This window comes from Pseudomonas sp. GW821-FHT01C01, from assembly GCF_059422645.1.
Genome location: NZ_JBWKXF010000041.1, coordinates 1 through 19,660 on the forward strand (window position 1 = coordinate 1; position 19,660 = coordinate 19,660).

General features: G+C 62.2%; 21 protein-coding genes. 20 read left to right on the top strand and 1 reads right to left on the bottom strand.

The window, feature by feature from the left end; genetic code table 11:
- Window positions 1-97: 97 nt before the first annotated feature.
- Window positions 98-868 (bottom strand): ParA family protein, encoded by a 771-nt coding sequence (locus AC07XF_RS21265; RefSeq protein WP_442096037.1) that lies wholly within the window; start codon window positions 866-868, stop codon window positions 98-100.
- Window positions 869-1,224: 356 nt separating this feature from the next.
- Here AC07XF_RS21265 and AC07XF_RS21270 point away from each other — a divergent pair, with 356 nt between their 5' ends.
- The 20 genes from AC07XF_RS21270 to AC07XF_RS21365 all read left to right on the top strand — a co-directional run bounded on the left by AC07XF_RS21270 (window position 1,225) and on the right by AC07XF_RS21365 (window position 19,582).
- Window positions 1,225-1,950 carry a beta-ketoacyl synthase chain length factor gene (locus AC07XF_RS21270; protein ID WP_495028031.1) on the top strand — a complete coding sequence of 242 codons (726 nt, stop codon included), beginning with the start codon at window positions 1,225-1,227 and terminating at the stop codon, window positions 1,948-1,950.
- Window positions 1,926-2,738, top strand: a complete 813-nt coding sequence (locus tag AC07XF_RS21275; RefSeq protein WP_495028032.1) for a lysophospholipid acyltransferase family protein — start codon at window positions 1,926-1,928, stop codon at window positions 2,736-2,738. Before AC07XF_RS21270 ends, AC07XF_RS21275 begins: the two co-directional genes overlap by 25 nt.
- On the top strand, window positions 2,716-2,991 hold the full coding sequence (locus AC07XF_RS21280; protein WP_495028033.1) for a phosphopantetheine-binding protein: 276 nt from the start codon (window positions 2,716-2,718) through the stop codon (window positions 2,989-2,991). Before AC07XF_RS21275 ends, AC07XF_RS21280 begins: the two co-directional genes overlap by 23 nt.
- Window positions 2,992-3,000: 9 nt before the next feature.
- Entirely contained in the window at window positions 3,001-3,255 is a 255-nt protein-coding gene (locus AC07XF_RS21285) for an acyl carrier protein (protein ID WP_110965992.1), read from the top strand.
- On the top strand, window positions 3,252-3,797 hold the full coding sequence (locus tag AC07XF_RS21290; protein ID WP_495028034.1) for a COG4648 family protein: 546 nt from the start codon (window positions 3,252-3,254) through the stop codon (window positions 3,795-3,797). The genes AC07XF_RS21285 and AC07XF_RS21290 overlap by 4 nt, the downstream gene beginning before the upstream one ends.
- Window positions 3,794-5,473: an ApeI family dehydratase gene (locus AC07XF_RS21295; protein ID WP_495028035.1), complete on the top strand. Its 1,680-nt coding sequence runs from the start codon at window positions 3,794-3,796 to the stop codon at window positions 5,471-5,473. Before AC07XF_RS21290 ends, AC07XF_RS21295 begins: the two co-directional genes overlap by 4 nt.
- 131 nt (window positions 5,474-5,604) lie before the next feature.
- Window positions 5,605-6,339: a glycosyltransferase family 2 protein gene (locus AC07XF_RS21300; protein WP_495028036.1), complete on the top strand. Its 735-nt coding sequence runs from the start codon at window positions 5,605-5,607 to the stop codon at window positions 6,337-6,339.
- Window positions 6,336-7,277 carry a lysophospholipid acyltransferase family protein gene (locus AC07XF_RS21305; protein ID WP_495028037.1) on the top strand — a complete coding sequence of 314 codons (942 nt, stop codon included), beginning with the start codon at window positions 6,336-6,338 and terminating at the stop codon, window positions 7,275-7,277. The genes AC07XF_RS21300 and AC07XF_RS21305 overlap by 4 nt, the downstream gene beginning before the upstream one ends.
- On the top strand, window positions 7,258-8,802 hold the full coding sequence (locus AC07XF_RS21310; RefSeq protein WP_495028038.1) for an HAL/PAL/TAL family ammonia-lyase: 1,545 nt from the start codon (window positions 7,258-7,260) through the stop codon (window positions 8,800-8,802). Before AC07XF_RS21305 ends, AC07XF_RS21310 begins: the two co-directional genes overlap by 20 nt.
- On the top strand, window positions 8,795-9,220 hold the full coding sequence (locus tag AC07XF_RS21315) for an acyl-CoA thioesterase (RefSeq protein ID WP_495028039.1): 426 nt from the start codon (window positions 8,795-8,797) through the stop codon (window positions 9,218-9,220). Before AC07XF_RS21310 ends, AC07XF_RS21315 begins: the two co-directional genes overlap by 8 nt.
- On the top strand, window positions 9,217-9,921 hold the full coding sequence (locus AC07XF_RS21320; RefSeq protein WP_495028040.1) for an outer membrane lipoprotein carrier protein LolA: 705 nt from the start codon (window positions 9,217-9,219) through the stop codon (window positions 9,919-9,921). Before AC07XF_RS21315 ends, AC07XF_RS21320 begins: the two co-directional genes overlap by 4 nt.
- Entirely contained in the window at window positions 9,905-12,244 is a 2,340-nt protein-coding gene (locus AC07XF_RS21325) for an MMPL family transporter (RefSeq protein WP_495028041.1), read from the top strand. The genes AC07XF_RS21320 and AC07XF_RS21325 overlap by 17 nt, the downstream gene beginning before the upstream one ends.
- Window positions 12,244-13,401, top strand: coding sequence for a sodium:proton antiporter (locus tag AC07XF_RS21330; RefSeq protein WP_495028074.1), 1,158 nt, complete (start codon window positions 12,244-12,246; stop codon window positions 13,399-13,401). Before AC07XF_RS21325 ends, AC07XF_RS21330 begins: the two co-directional genes overlap by 1 nt.
- A complete protein-coding gene (locus AC07XF_RS21335) occupies window positions 13,388-14,635 on the top strand; it encodes an NAD(P)/FAD-dependent oxidoreductase (protein WP_495028042.1) in 1,248 nt (415 codons plus the stop codon). Before AC07XF_RS21330 ends, AC07XF_RS21335 begins: the two co-directional genes overlap by 14 nt.
- Window positions 14,632-15,357, top strand: a complete 726-nt coding sequence (locus tag AC07XF_RS21340) for a class I SAM-dependent methyltransferase (protein ID WP_495028043.1) — start codon at window positions 14,632-14,634, stop codon at window positions 15,355-15,357. The genes AC07XF_RS21335 and AC07XF_RS21340 overlap by 4 nt, the downstream gene beginning before the upstream one ends.
- Window positions 15,357-15,974 (top strand): hypothetical protein, encoded by a 618-nt coding sequence (locus AC07XF_RS21345; RefSeq protein ID WP_495028044.1) that lies wholly within the window; start codon window positions 15,357-15,359, stop codon window positions 15,972-15,974. Before AC07XF_RS21340 ends, AC07XF_RS21345 begins: the two co-directional genes overlap by 1 nt.
- Complete coding sequence (locus AC07XF_RS21350) at window positions 15,971-17,167, top strand: beta-ketoacyl-[acyl-carrier-protein] synthase family protein (RefSeq protein ID WP_495028045.1); 1,197 nt, start codon at window positions 15,971-15,973, stop codon at window positions 17,165-17,167. The genes AC07XF_RS21345 and AC07XF_RS21350 overlap by 4 nt, the downstream gene beginning before the upstream one ends.
- A complete protein-coding gene (locus AC07XF_RS21355; RefSeq protein ID WP_495028046.1) occupies window positions 17,164-17,625 on the top strand; it encodes a hotdog family protein in 462 nt (153 codons plus the stop codon). The genes AC07XF_RS21350 and AC07XF_RS21355 overlap by 4 nt, the downstream gene beginning before the upstream one ends.
- Window positions 17,622-18,350 carry a 3-oxoacyl-ACP reductase FabG gene (gene fabG / locus AC07XF_RS21360; RefSeq protein WP_495028047.1) on the top strand — a complete coding sequence of 243 codons (729 nt, stop codon included), beginning with the start codon at window positions 17,622-17,624 and terminating at the stop codon, window positions 18,348-18,350. Before AC07XF_RS21355 ends, fabG begins: the two co-directional genes overlap by 4 nt.
- Window positions 18,350-19,582, top strand: coding sequence for a beta-ketoacyl-ACP synthase (locus AC07XF_RS21365; protein WP_495028048.1), 1,233 nt, complete (start codon window positions 18,350-18,352; stop codon window positions 19,580-19,582). The genes fabG and AC07XF_RS21365 overlap by 1 nt, the downstream gene beginning before the upstream one ends.
- The last annotated feature ends 78 nt before the right edge of the window (window positions 19,583-19,660 follow it).

A 19,660-nucleotide genomic window follows, 5' to 3' on the forward strand; every position in this document is an offset into this window, starting at 1 on the left:
CCCCCCCCCCCCCCCCCCCCCCCCCCCCCCCCCCCCCCCCCCCCCCCCCCCCCCCCCCCCCCCCGCTCCCACATGGGTTTTGTGTTGGCAGCCAGAATCAGGCGTTTTCCAGCAGGTTATGCAACTCGACAAATTGCTGGGTCAGTTTGTGCCGCGGGTCGAGATGGATCAGCGGCGTATTGGCCTGGTGGGATTCGCGCATGCGTACCGAGCTGGCCAGGTACACCGGCAGCACCGGCAGGCCCTCCGCGATCAGTTCGTCGAGGATTTGCTGGGGCAGGCTGGCGCGGGCCTGGAACTGGTTGACGACGATGCCTTCGACTTCCAGGCTTTCGTTGTGGTCTTCCTTCAATTCTTCGATTTCCGCCATCAGGCCGTACAATGCCTGGCGTGAAAAACTGTCGCAGTCGAAAGGAATCAACACGCGATCGGCCGCGATCAACGCCGAAACCGCGTAGAAATTCAAAGCCGGCGGGGTATCGAGGTAAATCCGGTCATAGTCTTCGCTCAGTTCTTCAAGCAACTTACGCAGCTTGTTGATCTTGTGCTTGGCTTCAAGCTTTGGTTGCAAGTCCGCCAGCTCGGCGGTGGCGGTCACGACATGGAGGTTATCGAACGGGGTTTCGTAGATGTCGACCTGATTCTTCTTGGAGAACGGCCCGGAAGACAGCGTTTGCTTGAAGAAATCGGCGATGCCCATCGGGATGTCGTTACCGGTGAGCCCCGTCAGGTACTGAGTGGAGTTGGCCTGAGCGTCGAGGTCCACCAACAGGGTGCGAAAGCCCTCGCTGGCACTGACCGCCGCCAGATTGCAGGCGATGCTGGATTTGCCAACGCCACCTTTCTGATTGAACACCACGCGCCGCATGTCAAAACCTCCATGTATCAAAGAATGACCGAGTGTAGTGGTCCACGGCGTTGCTTCGCTACCTTGTCGGTCAAGGGACTACACAGTCAGTTGCCTTGTCTTGCTTGAAAAGCCCTGAACGGCCCGGTGATACGACGCCAGAACCGACAGACGGGGTAATGAATTTGTGAATAATTACCAATCGTTCATTTTTTTGCGCGTCAGCCGCTTCATCTTGCTGAGCAAAATGTAACCAGCATTTGCTACACGTTCCCGGCACCGGGATAATGCGCGCCACTCGGCGCCAAACGCCGCGCAGGGCGAGTCTCGGCTCTCGGCCACTCCCCGCGTCAAGTAAGCCCGTAAGGGTGGGATGAATGTCTGTGATCAACTTCAACATCGCCCAATGGCGCGCCTGGGCCCCGGGGCTTGATAGCGTGAACGACTGGCAGGCCTGGAGCCGACAACCGGTCGTGCCGCCGGACAGCGGTGCCGCTCCCGACGTTTCGTTTCTGCCGGCCATGCAGCGTCGGCGGCTCAGCCGCCTGGCACGGATGGCATTCAGTGTCGGCTGGCCATTGGCCGAAGGTCGGCAGGATCTGCCGTTGGTCTTTGTTTCCCGTCACGGCGAAACGCCCCGCACGGTCGACATTCTCAGCGATCTGGCCGCCGATCAGCCGCTGTCGCCGACCCAGTTCAGCCTGTCTGTGCATAACGCGATTATTGGTTTGTGGTCGATCATGCGGGGTGAAACCAGCGAAATGACGGCCCTGGCCGCCGCAGGCGACGGCCTGGAACACGGCATGCTGGAAGCTGCCGCGCTGCTGGCTGAAGGCGCTCCCGCGGTACTGCTGGTGATCACCGAAGAGCAGCCGCCGCAGGCTTACTCAACCTGGATCGACGACGTGCCGTTCCCTTATGCCGTCGGCCTGCTGATTACCCCCGGTACCGACTGGCAGTTGTCCCTGAACAGCCCGTCGGATGCGTTGTCCAAATCCCGCTGGCCACATGCACTGAATCTGCTGCGTATGCTGCTCGGCCAGCAAACCACCTGCCAACATGCCTGGAAAAATCGTGTATGGACCTGGCAACGCAACCCGTGACCGAGAAAAACCGCGACGCCTATTACTGGCGCTTGCTGGCCACCGCCGCGAGCTTTGCCCTGTTCGGGTTGGGCGGGCTGTGCCTGCGCCTGGTGATTTTCCCTGTGCTGAACTGCCTGCCGGGTGATGCCCAGACCCATCGGCTGCGCGCCCGGCAAACGGTCAGCCGTTGTTTCTGGATTTTTGTGCGTTTCATGGCCCGTACCGGGGTGCTGACCTACAACATTGAAGGCGCGGAAAAGCTCGGTCGTCCCGGGCAGATGATCATGGCCAATCACCCGTCGCTGATCGACGTGGTATTTCTGATCGGCCTGGTGCGTCACGCCAACTGCGTGGTCAAGCAAAGCCTCTGGGAAAACCCTTTCACCCGCGGACCGCTACGCTGCACCGAATACATCAGCAACGACGGCAGCATGGACATGCTCGACGCGGCCGCCGACGCGCTGAAAGAAGGCCAGACCCTGATCATTTTCCCCGAAGGCACGCGCACCCGGCCAGGCCAGGCGCCGGCCTTTCATCGGGGCGGCGCGGCAATCGCCCTGCGTGGTGCGAAAATCCTCACCCCGGTCATTATCAAGGTCAGCCCGACCACATTGACCAAGGCCGAGCCCTGGTATCGCATCCCCAAGCGGCGCGTGCACTTCAGTTTTCGGGTTGGGGCCGATATAGACCCACAGACCTTCGCCTCGCTGGGCCCGGCTCCGCAAGCCTCGCGCAAGCTCAACGATTATTTGCATTCTTACTTTATCAAGGAGCTCGCCGAAGATGAGCGATCTGTACACCCATAGCCTGGTGCTGGAAATCAAAGAACTGATCATCGAAGCCCTGGGTCTCGAAGACATCAGTGCCGAAGATATCGGCAGCGACCAGACGCTGTTCGGCGAAGGTCTGGGCCTGGACTCGGTGGACGCCCTGGAACTGGGCCTGGCCATCCAGAAAAAGTACGGCATCAAAATCGACGCCGATGCCAAAGACACACGTAATCACTTCAGTAATGTGGCGAGCCTTGCGGCGTTCGTCACCGCAAAACAGGCAGCTTGAGACCGGACCATGCAAACTCGTGACGACATTTTCAACACCCTGCGCGATGCCTTGGTCGAACTCTTCGAACTGGATCCAAAGCGTGTGAGCCTCGAATCCAACCTGTATCAGGACCTGGAAATCGACAGCATCGACGCGGTCGACCTGATTGATCACATCAAACGTCAGACCGGCAAGAAAATCGCTGCCGAAGAATTCAAATCGGTGCGTACCGTCAGTGACGTGGTCGAGGCGGTCTATCGCCTGGTTCAACCAGCCGCATGAGCCGACTGATTGGCCTCGGCCTGCTGCTGGCGGGCCTTTTATATCCCTTTGCGGTGTATTTCGGCATGGAGCATTTCGCCCCGTGGCAGTTCGGACTGCTGCTGGGCGGACTGTGGCTGGCCCGGGCGCTGACCGGCAAACGACGGCCTGGCAGCCTGTGGATGGCCACCGTGGCCATTGTGTTCTGTCTGTTGCTGGCATTGTTCGACAGCCCGGCGCTGTTGCGCTGGTATCCGGTGTTGATCAGCGCCTTCATGCTGACGCTGTTCGGATCGAGCCTGACATTCGGCCCACCGATCGTTGAACGCCTGGCCCGGGTGCGCGAGCCGCAATTGCCGGCCGAGGGCATTCGCTATACCCGTCAGGTGACCGTCGCCTGGAGTGTCTTTTTTCTATGCAACGGTGTGTGCGCTGCCGCCCTGACCCTCTGGGCGCCGCTGAGCTGGTGGACGTTGTACACCGGCCTGATCTCCTACGGATTGATAGGCCTGATGTTTGCCATTGAATGGCTGATACGACTAAGGGTACGAGGCCACCCATGAATTGGATAAAACTTGAGCACCTGCTGCTCAAGGCTCAGCCGGAGCGCACCGTAACGACCGGTCCGGCACTGGATCACGCCCGACTGTGCGAACTGGCGCTGAGCCTGGCCGCCGGCCTGCAAGCCCGGGGTGTGCGGCAGATGGCCGTACACCTTGAGGATGCCGCCGATCTGGCGGTCGCATTGCTTGGCGCCTGGCGTGCCGGGGTCAGTGTGCTGCTGCCGTCTGACCTGCAACCGCAGACCCGCCAGCGCTGGTCAGGCGAAGTTGATCTGTGGCTGAGCGATCAGCCCGACGATGCGCACCTGAGCGACCTTCGTCATCCGCCGCTGAGTGCGGTGGCACTGGATCTCGATCACTGCCAGCTCAGCCTGTGCACATCCGGCTCCAGTGGCGAACCCAAGCGCATCGAAAAGAACCTGCGCCAACTGGCCAATGAAGTCGAAGCCCTGGAACAATTATGGGGCGCAGACCTGGGTCCGGCGTGCATCATTGGCAGCGTCGCCACCCAGCACATCTACGGTCTGCTGTTCCGGGTGCTGTGGCCGCTGTGCGCCGGGCGCCCATTCGTACGCAAGCAGCTGGCATTCCCGGAAGACCTGCAGCGCGCCAGCCGCGAGTACCCGGCCTTCGCCTGGGTGGCCAGCCCGGCGTTGCTCAAGCGCATGGGCGACAACCTCGACTGGCCCGCCTTGAGCTCCGTACGCCGGGTGTTTTCCTCCGGCGGCGCATTGCCGTTCGAGGCAGCACAGAGCCTGCATGAGCGTCTGGGGCAATGGCCAACGGAAATTTTCGGCAGTTCGGAAACCGGCGGCATCGCCTGGCGTCAGGGCGCTGAACTCTGGCAGCCCTTTGCCGATGTCACGCTGACTCAAGACAGTGATGGTGCGCTGCTGATCGCTTCGCCCTACTTGCCTGGCGGTCATGTCGAACAGACTGCCGATTCAGCGCGCATCGCCGTCGATGGTCGCTTCGAATTGCTCGGGCGACTGGACCGGATCGTCAAACTGGAAGAAAAACGCATTTCACTGCCGATGCTGGAACAGGCGCTGATGGCTCATGAATGGGTCGTCGAAGCGCGGCTCGGCGTCGTTCAGGAAAACCGTGCCTCGCTGGGGGCGTTGCTGGTGCTGAGCGAGGCCGGTTTGCATGTTCTGCGCAATCAGGGTCGACGCAGCCTCACCGAGCAATTGCGCCAGCACCTGAGCCAACACTGCGAAGCCCTGGCCCTGCCAAGACGCTGGCGCCTGCTGCGACAACTGCCGCTGAACACCCAGGGCAAACTGCCCCAGGCCGACGTCGACGCCCTGCTGTTGGCGCCGCGCCCCAAAGCCCCGGAGGTGCTGGAGCAAGTCGAAAGCAATGGCGAATGGAGCCTGCAACTGGCCGTGCCACCGGACCTGGCCTATTTCAGCGGCCATTTCCCCAAGGTGCCGGTATTGCCGGGCGTGGTGCAGGTGGACTGGGCGCTGAGCCTGGGCCAGCAACTGATGCATCTGCCGAAAAAATTCGCCGGCATGGAAGTCTTGAAGTTCCAGCAACTGGTGCGTCCGGGAGACGAAGTCCAGCTGCACCTGCGCTTCGACCCGACGCGCGGCAAATTGTATTTCGCCTATCGCAACGAAACCGCCACCTGCTCCAGCGGGCGGATCTTGCTGGAGGCGGCGCATGTATAAGTTTGGTGAGTGCTGCGCACTCATTCGCGAGCAAGCCCGCTCCCACATGGGGTCCACGGCGTTCACAAATCCAGTGTGGGAGCGGGCTTGCTCGCGAAGCAGACACCACGGTCCCTCAGGTGTACACCAACATGCATAGCCCCTGCGCCATTGTCCCGGTGTACAACCACGAAACGGCCATCACCACCGTAGTCGATGCCCTGATCGCCAGCCATCTGCCGTGCATTCTGGTGGACGATGCCAGCAGTCCACGCTGCGCCCGAGTGCTGGATCGCCTGGCCCAACGTGAAATGGTTTACCTGATCCGCCTCGCCGAAAACCAGGGCAAGGGTGGCGCGGTCATGACCGGTTTGCGCGAAGCTTCGCGCCTGGGTTTCAGCCACGCCTTGCAGGTGGACGCCGATGGCCAGCACGATTTGCAGGACGTCAAACGCTTCATCGAACATTCACGCGCCCACCCACAGGCGGTGATTTGTGGCTACCCGCAGTACGACGCCAGCGTGCCGAAAGGCCGTTTGTATGCGCGCTACCTGACGCACGTCATGGTCTGGATCAACACCCTGTCGTTGCAGATTCGCGACTCCATGTGCGGTTTCCGGGTTTACCCGTTACCGCCAGTCCTGGCGTTGATCGAGTCAGCGAAAATCGGCAAGCGCATGGACTTCGACTCGGACATCCTGGTGCGCCTGGCCTGGCGCAATCAGCCGATGCAATGGCTGCATACCAAAGTCCACTACCCGCTGGACGGCGTTTCGCATTTTCGTATGTTCCACGACAACGTGCTGATTTCCAGCATGCATACGCGGCTGTTCTTCGGCATGTTGCTGCGTGCGCCAATGATCCTCTGGCGACGGTGGCGAGCATGAGCACAGACAATCAACACTGGGCCGACCGCGAAGAACGGGGCAGTTTCTGGCTGATGAAGCTCACCGCGTTCGGCGCCAAAGTACTGGGCCGGCGCCTGCTGAGCCCGTTGTTATACGGCATCGTGTTGTACTTTTTCCTGTTCGGCCGCAGCGCCCGCAAAAGCGCCTGGCAATATCAGCAACGCCTGGCCGACTGGAGCCGTCGCAGCGAATTGCGCCCGACCCATTGGCGGGTGTTCGGCCAGTTCATGGCTTTTGCCGATTCCATGCTCGACAAACTCGACGTATGGAACGGCAAGCTGAGCATCGGGCAAATCGAAATCGTCGACCCGGCATTGCTGCGCGACCAGTTGCGCGGTGCCCGCGGGCAGATGCTGGTGGGCGCACACCTGGGCAATCTGGAAGTCTGCCGCGCACTGGCGGAAATCGGCGAGAAAGTCACGATGAACGTGCTGGTGCACACCAAGCACGCCGAGCAGTTCAATCGATTGCTGGGCGAGGCCGGGGCGACCAACTTGCGCCTGATTCAAGTCAGCGAGCTCGACCCGGGTACCATGCTGCAACTGAGCGAACGCCTGGAGCGCGGTGAGTGGCTGGCGATTGCCGGCGACCGCGTACCGTTGCATGGCGGACGCAGCGTGACCGTGGACTTCCTCGGTCATCCGGCCAGGTTCCCCCAAGGCCCGTGGCTGCTGGCCGGCCTGCTGAAATGCCCGATCAACCTGCTGCTGTGCCTGAAAAAGCCCGACGGCGACTATCGACTGACCATTGAGCCGTTCGCTGACGCAATCACCTGGAAACGCAGCGACCGCGAGCAGGTCATTCATCAGTGGGCCTCCCGCTACGCCGAGCGCCTGAGTCACTATTGCCTCGAAGCGCCCCAACAATGGTTCAACTTTTACCCTTTCTGGAAGACCGATGACGACGCCAACGCTTGAGCCGGTAACCTTCGGCGAACTCCCTTTGCGCATCGAAGACGTGCTGGCCCTGGCCAACCGTCAGGTGCCGACGCAGTTACAGGGCGATCCCGAGTTCCGTCGGCGCATCGCCAAGGGTGCGCAGTTCCTCGATTCCCTGTTGGACAAGGAAGGCGTGATCTACGGCGTGACCACTGGTTATGGCGATTCCTGCGTGGTCGCCGTACCGCTGCATCACGTCGAGGCGCTGCCCCGTCATCTGTTCACCTTCCACGGCTGCGGCTTGGGCAAACTGCTTGATGCCCAGGCCACCCGTGCGGTTTTGGCGGCGCGTTTGCAGTCGTTGTGCCAGGGTGTTTCCGGGGTCCGCGTGGAGCTGCTGGAGCGCCTGCAGGCGTTCCTTGAACACGACATCCTGCCGCTGATTCCGGAAGAAGGTTCGGTGGGCGCCAGTGGTGACCTGACACCGCTTTCGTACGTTGCCGCGACGCTGTCCGGCGAACGCGAAGTGCTGTTCCGCGGCGAACGCCGGCAGGCTGCCGATGTGCACCGCGAACTCGGCTGGCAGCCACTGGTGTTGCGTCCGAAGGAAGCCCTGGCACTGATGAACGGCACTGCCGTAATGACCGGTCTGGCCTGCCTGGCATTCGCCCGCGCCGATTACCTGCTGCAACTGGCCACCCGCATCACCGCGCTGAACGTGGTCGCCCTGCAAGGCAACCCGGAACACTTCGACGAGCGCCTGTTCGCTGCCAAGCCACATCCGGGGCAGATGCAGGTCGCCGCGTGGCTGCGCAAGGATCTGGCCATCGACGCGCCGACCGCACCGTTGCATCGCCTGCAAGACCGCTATTCCCTGCGTTGTGCGCCCCATGTGCTGGGCGTGCTGGCCGACAGCCTGAACTGGCTGCGTTCGTTCATCGAGATCGAACTCAACAGCGCCAACGACAACCCGATCATCGACGCCGAAGCCGAGCGCGTGCTGCACGGTGGACACTTCTACGGCGGGCACATCGCATTCGCCATGGACAGCCTGAAAAACCTCGTGGCCAATGTCGCCGACCTGTTGGATCGGCAACTCGCGCTGCTGGTGGACGAGCGTTACAACCATGGTTTGCCGAGCAACCTGTCCGGCGCCACGGCTGACCGCGCCATGCTCAACCACGGCTTCAAGGCAGTGCAGATCGGCACCAGTGCCTGGACCGCCGAAGCGCTGAAAAACACCATGCCGGCCAGCGTTTTCTCGCGCTCCACCGAGTGCCACAACCAGGACAAAGTGAGCATGGGCACCATCGCCGCCCGGGATGCTATCCGCGTGCTGGAACTCACCGAGCAGGTGGCAGCCGCCACGTTGCTGGCGGCCAATCAGGGCGTCTGGCTCCGCAGCCAGGCCGAAGATGCACGACCACTGCCACCCGCTTTGGCCGCCATGCATGAAGCGTTGGCCAAGGACTTCCCACCGGTCATCGAAGACCGCGCGCTGGAAGGCGAATTGCGCCTGTGCCTGCAACGCATCGCCGAACAACACTGGAGGCTGCATGCGTAGCAAGGGATTTCTGCACACCGACACGGAAATCGTCGTACCGTTCTTTGACGTCGACAGCATGCACGTCGTCTGGCACGGCCATTACGTCAAATACCTGGAAGTCGCCCGCTGTGCGCTGCTGGACAGGATCGGCCACAACTACACCGCCATGTCCGAGTCAGGCTACGCGTGGCCGGTGATCGACCTGCAATTGCGCTACGTGCGCGGTGCGGTGTTCGGCCAGAAACTGAACGTGCGCGCCAACCTGGTGGAGTGGGAGAACCGCTTGAAGATCAACTACCTGATCAGCGATCTGCAAACCGGTGAGCGCTTGACCCGGGCGATGTCGGTACAGGTCGCCGTCGACATCGCCAGCCGCGAGATGCAACTGGCCTCGCCGAAAGTGTTCACCGATGCGGTTGAGAGGGTGCTGCCATGATGTTCTGCCCCCCCCGTTCCCCTGTAGGAGCTGGCTTGCCAGCGATGGTCGTTAACGATGACACCGGGCACCTGACACCCCGCGGCTTTCTCAGGTTTTTCGCGAGCAAGCTCGCTCCTACAGTGTTCTGCGTGTTACTGGGCATTCCAGGGTTGGCCAACGCCTTCGACCTGCAACAGCTCAGCGTTCAACTGGCCAGGCCCGAGGTGATCCACGGTAATTTCATCCAGGAAAAACACCTGCGCGCCCTGCCCCAGCCGCTGACCAGCAAGGGCACGTTCGTCCTGGCGAAAAACCACGGCCTGTTGTGGCTGCTCAAAACACCGTTGCAACAGGATTACCGCATCACCGCCAAAGGCATTGCCCGGCGTGATGCCAGCACTTGGCAAATGCTGCCGGGTAAAAGCGCCGGTGCCGAACAGAACCGTTTGTTCCTCGCCGTGCTGCAAGGCGACAGCAGTGGACTGCAACGGGATTTCGAGTTGTCCCTGAGCGGCGATGCACAGAACTGGAAGCTCACGCTGGTGCCACGTTCGATGCTGCTCAAGCAGGTGTTCAACCAGATCAACATTACCGGTGCAGAACTGGTGCACAGCATCCAACTGCTCGAAACCCAGGGCGACAGTACGTTGTTGCGCATGCAGGACAGCACCAGCGCCCAACCATTGAGTGACGCGGAGCAGCATGACTTTGCCGAGTGAACGCTTACTGCCACGGCTTTTCCTGCTCCTGCTGCTGGCAGTACTGGCGCTCGCCGGTTGGCAATGGCGTGACGGCGCGCCGCTGTCGGCCAACCTGATGGAACTGGTACCCGGCACGGCGCCCGACGCCCTGGAACTGCGCGCCGAACAACGCATGCAAGAACCGCTGAATCGCGAAATGCTGGTGCTGGTCGGCCACGCCGATCGCCAGCAGGCCGTCGCCATGGCGCTAACACTCGGCGAGCAGTGGCAGGCCAGCGGAGTGTTCGAAAGGGTCCAGTGGACCCTGCAAGCCGACTTGCCGGCGCTGCGCACACAATTGCTGCAAGGTCGCCTGGCGATGCTCTCGGCGGCGGACCGACAACTGCTGATCGAGCACCCCGACACCTTCATCCAGCAACGCGTACAGGCATTGTTCGACCCGTTCAACGGTTTCAGCCTGGTGCCGAGCCAGGACGACTGGCTCGGCCTGACCGGGCGCATCCAGAACAGCCAGCCGCAACGCGGTTCGGTACAACTGGACATCGGCAGCGGCGCCTTGATTGCCGATGCCGATGGCAAGAGCTGGGTGCTGCTGCGCGCGCGCACCACCGGCAACGCCTTCGACATGAACCTGCCGCTGCAGGTGGCTGACTTGCTCAAGCACAGCCGCGAAGAAGCCGCGCAGCACGACGTGCAACTGCTCGCCGCCAGCGGTTTGTTGTACGCAGCCAGCGGACAACAGCAGGCCACCCGGGAGATGACCTGGGTCGGTGGCGGTGCCACTCTCGGGATTCTGTTGTTGCTGCTGTTGGCCTTCCGGCGCTGGCGCGTCTTGCTGGCGTTCGTGCCGGTGCTGGTGGGCATGCTCTTCGGTGCGGTGGCCTGCGTGGCGTTGTTCGGCCATATGCACGTGATGACGCTGGTGCTGGGTTCGAGCCTGATCGGTGTCGCGGTCGACTACCCGTTGCACTACCTGTCCAAGAGTTGGAGCCTGAAACCCTGGCGCAGCTGGCCGGCACTGCGCATGACCTTGCCCGGGCTGACCCTGAGCCTGATCACCAGCGGTATCGGTTATCTGGCCCTGGCCTGGACCCCCTTCCCGGCACTGACCCAGATTGCCGCGTTCTCTGCCGCCGGCTTGCTCGGCGCCTATCTGTCCGCCGTGTGCCTGTTGCCGGCATTGCTCAAGGGCCTGGACCTGCGCCCGGCGCAGTGGCCATTGCGCGTTTGCGAATTTTTACTGGACTGCCGCGAAGCGCTGCTCGAACGGGCAAAAACCCCCGTCCTGCTGGCGCTGCTGATCGCCTTTTGCGTGGGCGGCCTGTTACAGCTGAGCAGCAAAAACGACATCCGCCAGTGGATCAGCGCGCCGCAACAACTGACCGACGAAGCCCGGACCATTGCACGGATCACTGGCTATCAACCCACCAGCCAGTTCTTCCTGATACGCGCCGCCAACCAGCAACAACTGCTCGAACGCCAGACCGCCCTGGGCGAACGACTGGATCAATTGATTGGCCTGGAAAAGCTCCAGGGTTATCTGTCGCTCAATCAGCTGGTGAGCCCGCCGAACCAACAGCAACAGGTACGCGAAGCGCTGAGCAAACTGCCGTCGTTCTGGCAACCGTTGCTCGAGATCGGCGTACCGGGCGAGGCGCTGCAAGCCGAGCTGACGAAGTTACAGGCATTGCCTGCCGTGGACATCGACACCGCGCTCACCGGCCCGCTGGCAGAACCCTACCGGCCCCTGTGGCTGGGGCCAACCGAAGACGGCGTGGCGGCGATGGTCAGCCTGCAAGGCATCAACAACCCGGCCCTGCTGCGGCTCCAGGGCGAGGACTTACCCGGCGTGACACTGGTGGATCGACTGGGTGAATTGAACAACGTCTTCGCAGCCACCCAAATCAGTGCCGCCGAACTGAAACTCGCCTCCTGCGTGCTGATCGTGCTGGTGCTGATCCTGCCGTTCGGTCTCGGCGGTGCGTTGCGCATCGTCTCCCTGCCGCTGTTGGCGGCGCTGTGCAGCCTGGCCAGCCTCGGTTGGCTGGGGCAGCCGCTGACCCTGTTCAGCCTGTTCGGCCTGCTGCTGGTGACGGCGATCAGTGTCGATTACGCGATCCTGATGCGCGAACAGGTCGGCGGTGCCGCCGTGAGCCTGCTGGGTACCTTGCTGGCGGCGTTGACCACCTGGCTGTCGTTCGGGCTGCTGGCGGTGTCGAGTACCCCGGCGGTGAGCAATTTCGGACTGTCGGTGAGCCTCGGCCTGATCTTCAGCTTCCTGCTCGCGCCGTGGGCCGGCCGACAGGTGCATGAGGCGACTACTGTGGAGCGGGCAGCGTGATGGTCGTTCTGTTCTGGGCGATGGCACTGGCGTTGTTCGCGGTGGCGACCCGTGTCGGCCGCCATTTTGGTTTGATTCCCATCGTCAGCCAGTTGTTGCTGGCGACCCTCGGCTTGCCGCTGTTGATGTATTTCTGGATCGAGCCCCAATGGCAATTGAGCGGTGCGCAGCTGGTGTCGCCGGGCTGGCTGAAGAACCTCTACAGCCTGAGTTTTGCCCTGTTGCTGGGCTATATCCTCAGCGATGTGATCGACCTGCAACTGGATCGCCAGAGCCTGAAAATCGCCCTGCCCAGCTTTTGCATTCCGTTTGTCTGCGGCCTGGCCACGGCGATCTGGCTGTTGCCGCCGCAACCGTGGATCAGCTCGCTGGCCGTCGGCCTGTTGTTCGCCATCACCGCGATTCCGGTGTTGTACCTGTACCTGCGGCACATCGATTACCCGCCCGGCGCCACCCGGCGACTGGTGCAAACCGCGATCCTCATCGACCTCGCCTGCTGGACGCTGTTCGGCATCGCCCAGGGCAGCCTGCACCTGAGCAGCCTGTTACTGCCCCTGGCCGGTGCCTGCCTGCCGGTGCTGCTGCGACTACTGGGTCTGCGCCAGACCTGGCTTTACAGCCTGTGCTTTTTCGCCCTGCTGGTCGTCGCCGAACACTACAAGCTCAATGCGCTGATTTTCGGCATCGGTTATGTGTTGATCATGGCGGCGTTGAAAGCCCCCCTCGTGCTGCCGTTGCCGGCCTTGTGGATGAGCCGCTTGCAGACGTACATCGCCATCCCGCTGATCCTCACGTTCGGCATTGTGCAGATCAACGTGCACAGCGCGATGGACAGCCTCGGCTGGGTGCAACTGCTAGCCCTGCTGCTGTTGCCGATGCTGAGCAAACTGCTGGGCAACTGGCTCGGCCTCGGCTGGGCCGGGGCCTCGTTCAAGGGCGCCAGTCGCTGGCGGGAAAGTGTGCTGCTGAACATCCGTGGCTTGAGCGAGATCGTTTTTCTCAACCTGCTGCTGCAACAGCAACTCATCACCCCGCCGTTGTACTTTGCACTGATGCTGATGGGCCTGATCGCTACACTGCTGCCGGCCCTGGCCGGCATGCACCGAATCCCCCTGAAAACCGCTGTCCCGGCAAGGAGCCCTCATGCCAACCGTTGAAATGGAATGCCGCCAGGTCGTGATCATCGGTGCCGGCCCTTCCGGTGCCATCGCCGCCGCGTTGCTCAAGCGCAAGGGACACGATGTGCTGGTGATCGAGCGCCAGCATTTCCCGCGGTTTTCCATCGGTGAAAGCCTGTTGGCGCACTGCCTGGACTTCGTCGAAGAGGCGGGCATGCTCGACGCCGTCAACGCCGCCGGCTTCCAGCTGAAAACCGGTGCCGCGTTTGCCTGGGGCGAGCGCTACAGCGCGTTCGATTTCAGCGAGACGTTCAGCCACGGCAAATCGACGACGTTTCAGGTCCAGCGCGCCGACTTCGATAAACTGCTGGCCGATCAGGCCGCGCTCCAAGGCGTGGAGATCCGCTATGGCGAAACCATCGTCAGCGTCGACACTGACCCGGAAAAACCGCAGCTCGGCGTACGTCGTGAAGACGGTAGCGAATACCGCGTCGAGGCGGCTTTCCTGCTCGATGCGAGTGGCTACGGCCGCGTGCTGCCGCGCTTGCTCGACCTCGAGGCACCGTCGAATTTTCCGTTGCGCCAAGCCGTGTTCACTCACGTCGAGGACCGTATCGACCACCCGGCCTTCGACCGCAGCAAGATCCTCGTGACCACTCATCCGACCCAGCGCGACGTGTGGTTCTGGACCATCCCGTTCAGCAACGGGCGCTGCTCGGTCGGCGTGGTCGCCGCAGAGGAACGTTTCGCCGGCCGCAGCGATAATCTGGACGAGTGCCTGCGCGGCTTTATCGCCGAGACGCCGAGTCTGGCCAGCGTATTGACCAACGCGCGCTGGGATACCGCAGCCCGAACCATCGGCGGTTACTCGGCAAACGTCAAAACCCTGCACGGTCCTGGCTTCGCGCTGCTGGGCAATGCAGCGGAATTCCTTGACCCGGTGTTTTCCTCCGGGGTGACGATCGCCATGCGTTCGGCGAGCATGGCTGCCGGGGTATTGCACCGCCAACTGCTGGGCGAAGCCGTCGATTGGCAAACCGAGTTTGCCGAACCGCTCAAGCGCGGCGTCGACACCTTCCGTTGCTACGTCGAAGGCTGGTATGCGGGGACGTTTCAGGACGTGATTTTCCATGAGAGCAGTTCGCCGGAAATCCGCGGGATGATCAGCTCCATTCTTGCCGGATATGCCTGGGACCCACGCAACCCGTTCGTCAGCGAAGCCAGGCGCCGGTTGAAGGTGATATCAGAATTCTGTGCAAGGGACGCGTCATGAACTACTTGAGCGACCATTACGTCGAAGAAACCCGCTTCGGTTTGTGGTTCCTGCGCAGCCGGATCTGGCAACACTATGTGCTGCGGCTGGCGATCAACGATTTGCGCAGCCTGTTCAGCGAAGCGCTGCCTGTCAGCCCGGTGCTGCTGGATGCCGGATGCGGCCAGGGCAAGTCATTCCCGTTGCTGCGCCAAGCCTTTGCGCCCGGTCGTCTGATTGGCGTCGATGCTGATCCCCACAGCCTGAACCAGAGCCGCGAAGAAGCGGTCCGGCAGGGCATGGAAGTGGAGTTGATCGGCAGCGACTGCGCCAGTCTCAACCTGCCGGACGCCAGTATCGACCTGCTGTTCTGTCACCAGACTTTCCATCATCTGGTGGAGCAGGAACAGGCACTGGCCGAGTTCTACCGCGTGCTCAAACCCGGCGGTTATCTGCTGTTCGCCGAATCCACCGAGGCTTACATTGATACCTGGGTGATCCGCTGGTTGTTTCGCCACCCGATGCACGTGCAGAAAAGCGCTGCACAGTATCTGCAAATGATTCGCCAACAGGGTTTCGAATTCGCGGCGCAAAACGTGTCTTATCCGTATCTGTGGTGGAGTCGCGCCAAGGATTTCGGCCTGCTCGAATACTTGGGTGTGTGCAAGCCAAAACCCTTTGGCCAACGGGAAGAAACCCTGGTCAATGTGGTGGCGCGCAAACCTTTTGAAGGAACTGTGTGATGTTCATTGCCAGTCGCTTGAAATACCAAACTTGTGGGAGCGGGCTTGCTCGCGAAAGCGGTGGGTCAGCCAGCGGATTTGCCGGATGTACTGCCGCTTTCGCGGGCAAGCCCGCTCCTACAGGAGTAACGGGTGCTCTGCGATTTCTGCTACTTGCCGCGGCGCTGCTGCTGAGCGCCTGTGCCGGCCGGGCGCCGCTGCCCGAGCACAATCCGGATCTGCCGTTGCCGTTGCAATTGCACATCCAGCGCTTGCAGGCCGAAAAACGCCAGGACTGGGTACTGGTGATCCAGCGCGAAGAACCTGGTATTCGCTGGTCGATGATGGACCTGTTGGGCATTCCCCAGGCACGCCAGAAATTGATCGATAAAACCTGGGAGTCCGATGGTTTCTTGCCACCCAATCCGGAAGCCCGGGAGCTGTTCGCGGCGCTGCTGTTTGCGCTGACGCCGAAAGATGAACTGGCGGCCAACTATCCCGGCGCCTGGCAACACGGCAAACAACGGTCCCTGCCCGAGCGCTGGGATATCCGCTACGTACAACCGCAGAACTTTGAATTGCAGTTTCCGAAAGGTCCGACCTATCAAGTCACGCCCCTGAGCGGTGAAACGCCATGACGGCTTACCTCAATGCCCTCGGTTTGGTTTGCGCTCTGGGCCGCGGCAAACGGGAAGTCGCGCGCAACCTGTTTGCCGGCGACTGCTCCGGCATGCGCGACGCCGCCGGATGGGTGCCAGAGCGTTCGTTGCCGGTCGGTGCAGTCCATGGCGAGTTGCCAGCGATCCCGGCCGCACTGTCCAGGCATCACAGCCGCAACAATCAATTGTTGCTGGAAGCCGCGCTGCAAATCCGCCAGGACATCGACAGCGCGATCCAGACTTACGGCGGCGGCCGCATCGGTATCGTGCTCGGCACCAGCACTTCGGGGATCGACGAAGCCAGCCAGGGCCTGGCCCATTACCTGCGCGAGCAGCAGTTCCCGCCTGAGTACGACTACCAGCAACAAGAGCTCGCTGCGCCGGCGAACTTCCTCGCCGAGTGGCTGCAATTGAGCGGGCCGGCCTATGTCATCTCCACGGCCTGCACCTCCAGCGCCCGGGCACTGATGAGCGCCCGGCGCCTGTTGGATCTGGGCGTCTGCGACGCGGTGCTGTGCGGCGGTGTCGACACCCTGTGCAAACTGACACTCAATGGTTTCCGTGCACTGGAAGCGGTGTCCGGGCAACGCTGCAATCCGTTCTCGGTGAACCGCAACGGCATCAACATCGGCGAAGCGGCGGTGCTGTTCCTGATGACCCGCAGCGCGGGCGACAAGCAACCGATTGCCCTGCTCGGCAGCGGCGCCAGCTCCGATGCGCACCATATTTCCGCGCCGGAACCCACCGGCCGCGGCGCCCTGCAAGCCATGCGCAAAGCCCTGGACCGCGCCAACCTGCAACCGGAGCAGATCACTTACCTGAACCTGCACGGCACCGCCACCCAGCACAACGACGCCATGGAAAGCCAGGCCGTGGCGACGCTGTTCCCGGCCGGCGTGTCCTGCTCGTCGAGCAAACCGATGACCGGCCACACCCTCGGGGCCGCCGGCGCACTGGAAGCGGCGTTCTGCTGGTTGAGCCTTGGCACGGACAACCCCGGGCATGCCCTGCCCCCCCATGTCTGGGACGGTCAACCCGACCCGCAACTGCCTGTGCTGAATTGGGTGACCCCGGCCACGCGCCTGGCGTCCATTGCACCGCGCTACCTGATGAGCAATTCGTTCGCCTTCGGTGGCAACAACGTCAGCCTGATTATCGGAGACGCCCCATGATTGACTGGCCGCTCGCCGAACTGCTGCCCCACGCTGGCGACATGATCCTTATCGATCAGATCCTGGCGTTCGATGAAGAGCAGATTCACACCCGCCTGACCGTCAAGCCCGATGGCCTGTTCAACCGCCCCGACGGTGGTCTGCCGGCCTGGGTCGGCATCGAACTGATGGCCCAGAGCGTGGCCGCCTTCGCCGGTTGCCATGCGCGTCAGCGCGGGGATGCGGTGGAGTTGGGTTTCCTGCTCGGCAGCCGCAAGTTCGAATGCAACGTCGAAAGTTTTCCCGCCGGCACCGAGTTGACCATCCACGGCATTCGCTCCCTGGAAGACGATAACGGCATGGGCGTGTTCGAGTGTCACATCAACGCCCCCGGCATTCACGCCAGCGCCCGTCTGAACGTGTACCGCCCACCCCAGGCCGCTCAATATCTCCATGAACCCGAAGGAGTCCAGTCATGACTGAATCCGTACTGGTCACCGGTTCCAGCCGTGGCATCGGCCGCGCAATTGCCTTGCGTCTGGCCCAGGCCGGGCACGACATCGTGCTGCATTGCCGCAGTGGCCTGGGGGATGCCGAAACTGTCAAAGCCGAAATCGAGGCCTTGGGCCGTCGTGCGCGCATCCTGCAGTTCGACGTGTCCAACCGTGCCCATTGCAAAGAAATTCTCGAAGCCGACGTGGAAACACATGGCGCCTATTACGGCGTGGTACTCAACGCCGGCCTGACCCGCGACGGAGCCTTTCCGGCCCTGAGCGAGGACGATTGGGATGTGGTGATGCGCACCAATCTCGACGGTTTCTACAACGTGCTGCACCCGGTGATGATGCCGATGATCCGTCGTCGCGCCGCCGGGCGAATTGTCTGCATCACCTCGGTGTCGGGGCTGATCGGCAACCGTGGCCAGGTCAACTACAGCGCCTCCAAGGCCGGGTTGATCGGCGCGGCCAAGGCATTGGCGATCGAACTGGGCAAGCGCAAAATTACCGTTAACTGTGTCGCACCCGGCCTGATCGACACAGCCATGCTCGACGAAAACGTGCCGGTGGAAGAACTGATGAAAATGATCCCCGCACAACGCATGGGCACCCCTGAAGAGGTGGCCGGCGCGGTGAATTTCCTGATGTCGGCGGAAGCCTCGTACATCACCCGGCAGGTTCTGGCCGTCAACGGAGGCCTGTGCTGATGAAGCGCGTCGTCGTCACCGGCATGGCCGGCATTACCTCGCTGGGCAACGACTGGGAAACCATCGCCGGCAACTTCGCGGCCAACCGCAGCGGCATCCGCCGGATGGACGAGTGGGATCGCTTTACCGAGCTCAACACGCGGCTGGCAGGCCCCATCGATGACTTCAAGGTGCCGAGCCACTGGACCCGCAAGCAACTGCGCAGCATGGGCCGGGTTTCGCGGCTTGCTGTGGGCGCGGCGGAGATGGCGCTGGCCGATGCCGGCCTGTTGGGCGACGAGTCGATCAAGGACGGGCGCATGGGTGTCGCCTGCGGCTCCTCCACCGGCAGCACCGACGAGATCAAGGCCTTCGGCAACATGCTGCTCAACTCGGTGGCCGAGGGCCTGAACGCCAATTCCTACGTGCGGATGATGCCGCACACCACCGCGGCGAACATCAGCATCTTCTTCGGCCTCACCGGTCGCCTGATTCCCACCTCCAGCGCCTGCACCAGCGGCAGTCAGGGCATCGGCTATGCCTACGAGGCGATCAAGTTCGGTCGCCTGCCGCTGATGCTCGCCGGCGGTGCCGAAGAACTGTGCCCGACCGAAGCCATGGTCTTCGACGCGCTCTACGCCACCAGCCTGAAAAACGACACTCCACAACGCAGCCCTCGTCCTTACGACACCGCACGCGACGGCCTGGTCATCGGTGAAGGCGGCGGCATGCTGGTGCTCGAAGAACTGGAACACGCCCTGGCGCGCGGTGCGCACATCCATGCCGAAATCGTCGGTTTCGGCAGCAATGCCGACGGCCAGCACACCACCCGCCCCGAACAAGTCACCATGCGCCGGGCAATGGAACTGGCCCTGGAAGACGCCGGGCTGAAACCTTCGGATATCGGCTACGTCAACGGCCACGGCACCGCCACCGAACAGGGCGACATCGCCGAAACCCTGGCCACCAGCAGCCTGTTCGGCGAGCACATGCCAATCAGCTCGCAAAAGAGCTTCCTCGGCCACACCCTCGGCGCCTGTGGTGCTCTGGAGTCCTGGTTCAGCATCGAAATGATGAACCGCGACCTCTACGCGCACACCTTCAACCTCGACGAAGTCGACCCGCATTGCGGCAAGCTCGACTACCTGCGCGGTGAGTTTCGGCAGATGAGCAATCAGTACGTGATGAACAACAACTTTGCGTTTGGCGGGGTGAATACGTCACTGATTTTCAAACGCTGGCCACAACTGTAGGAGCGAGCTTGCTCGCGATGGACGTCAACGATAACGCGTGCTGCCTGAATGAACGCGTTGCCCGTACGTTTTTCGCGA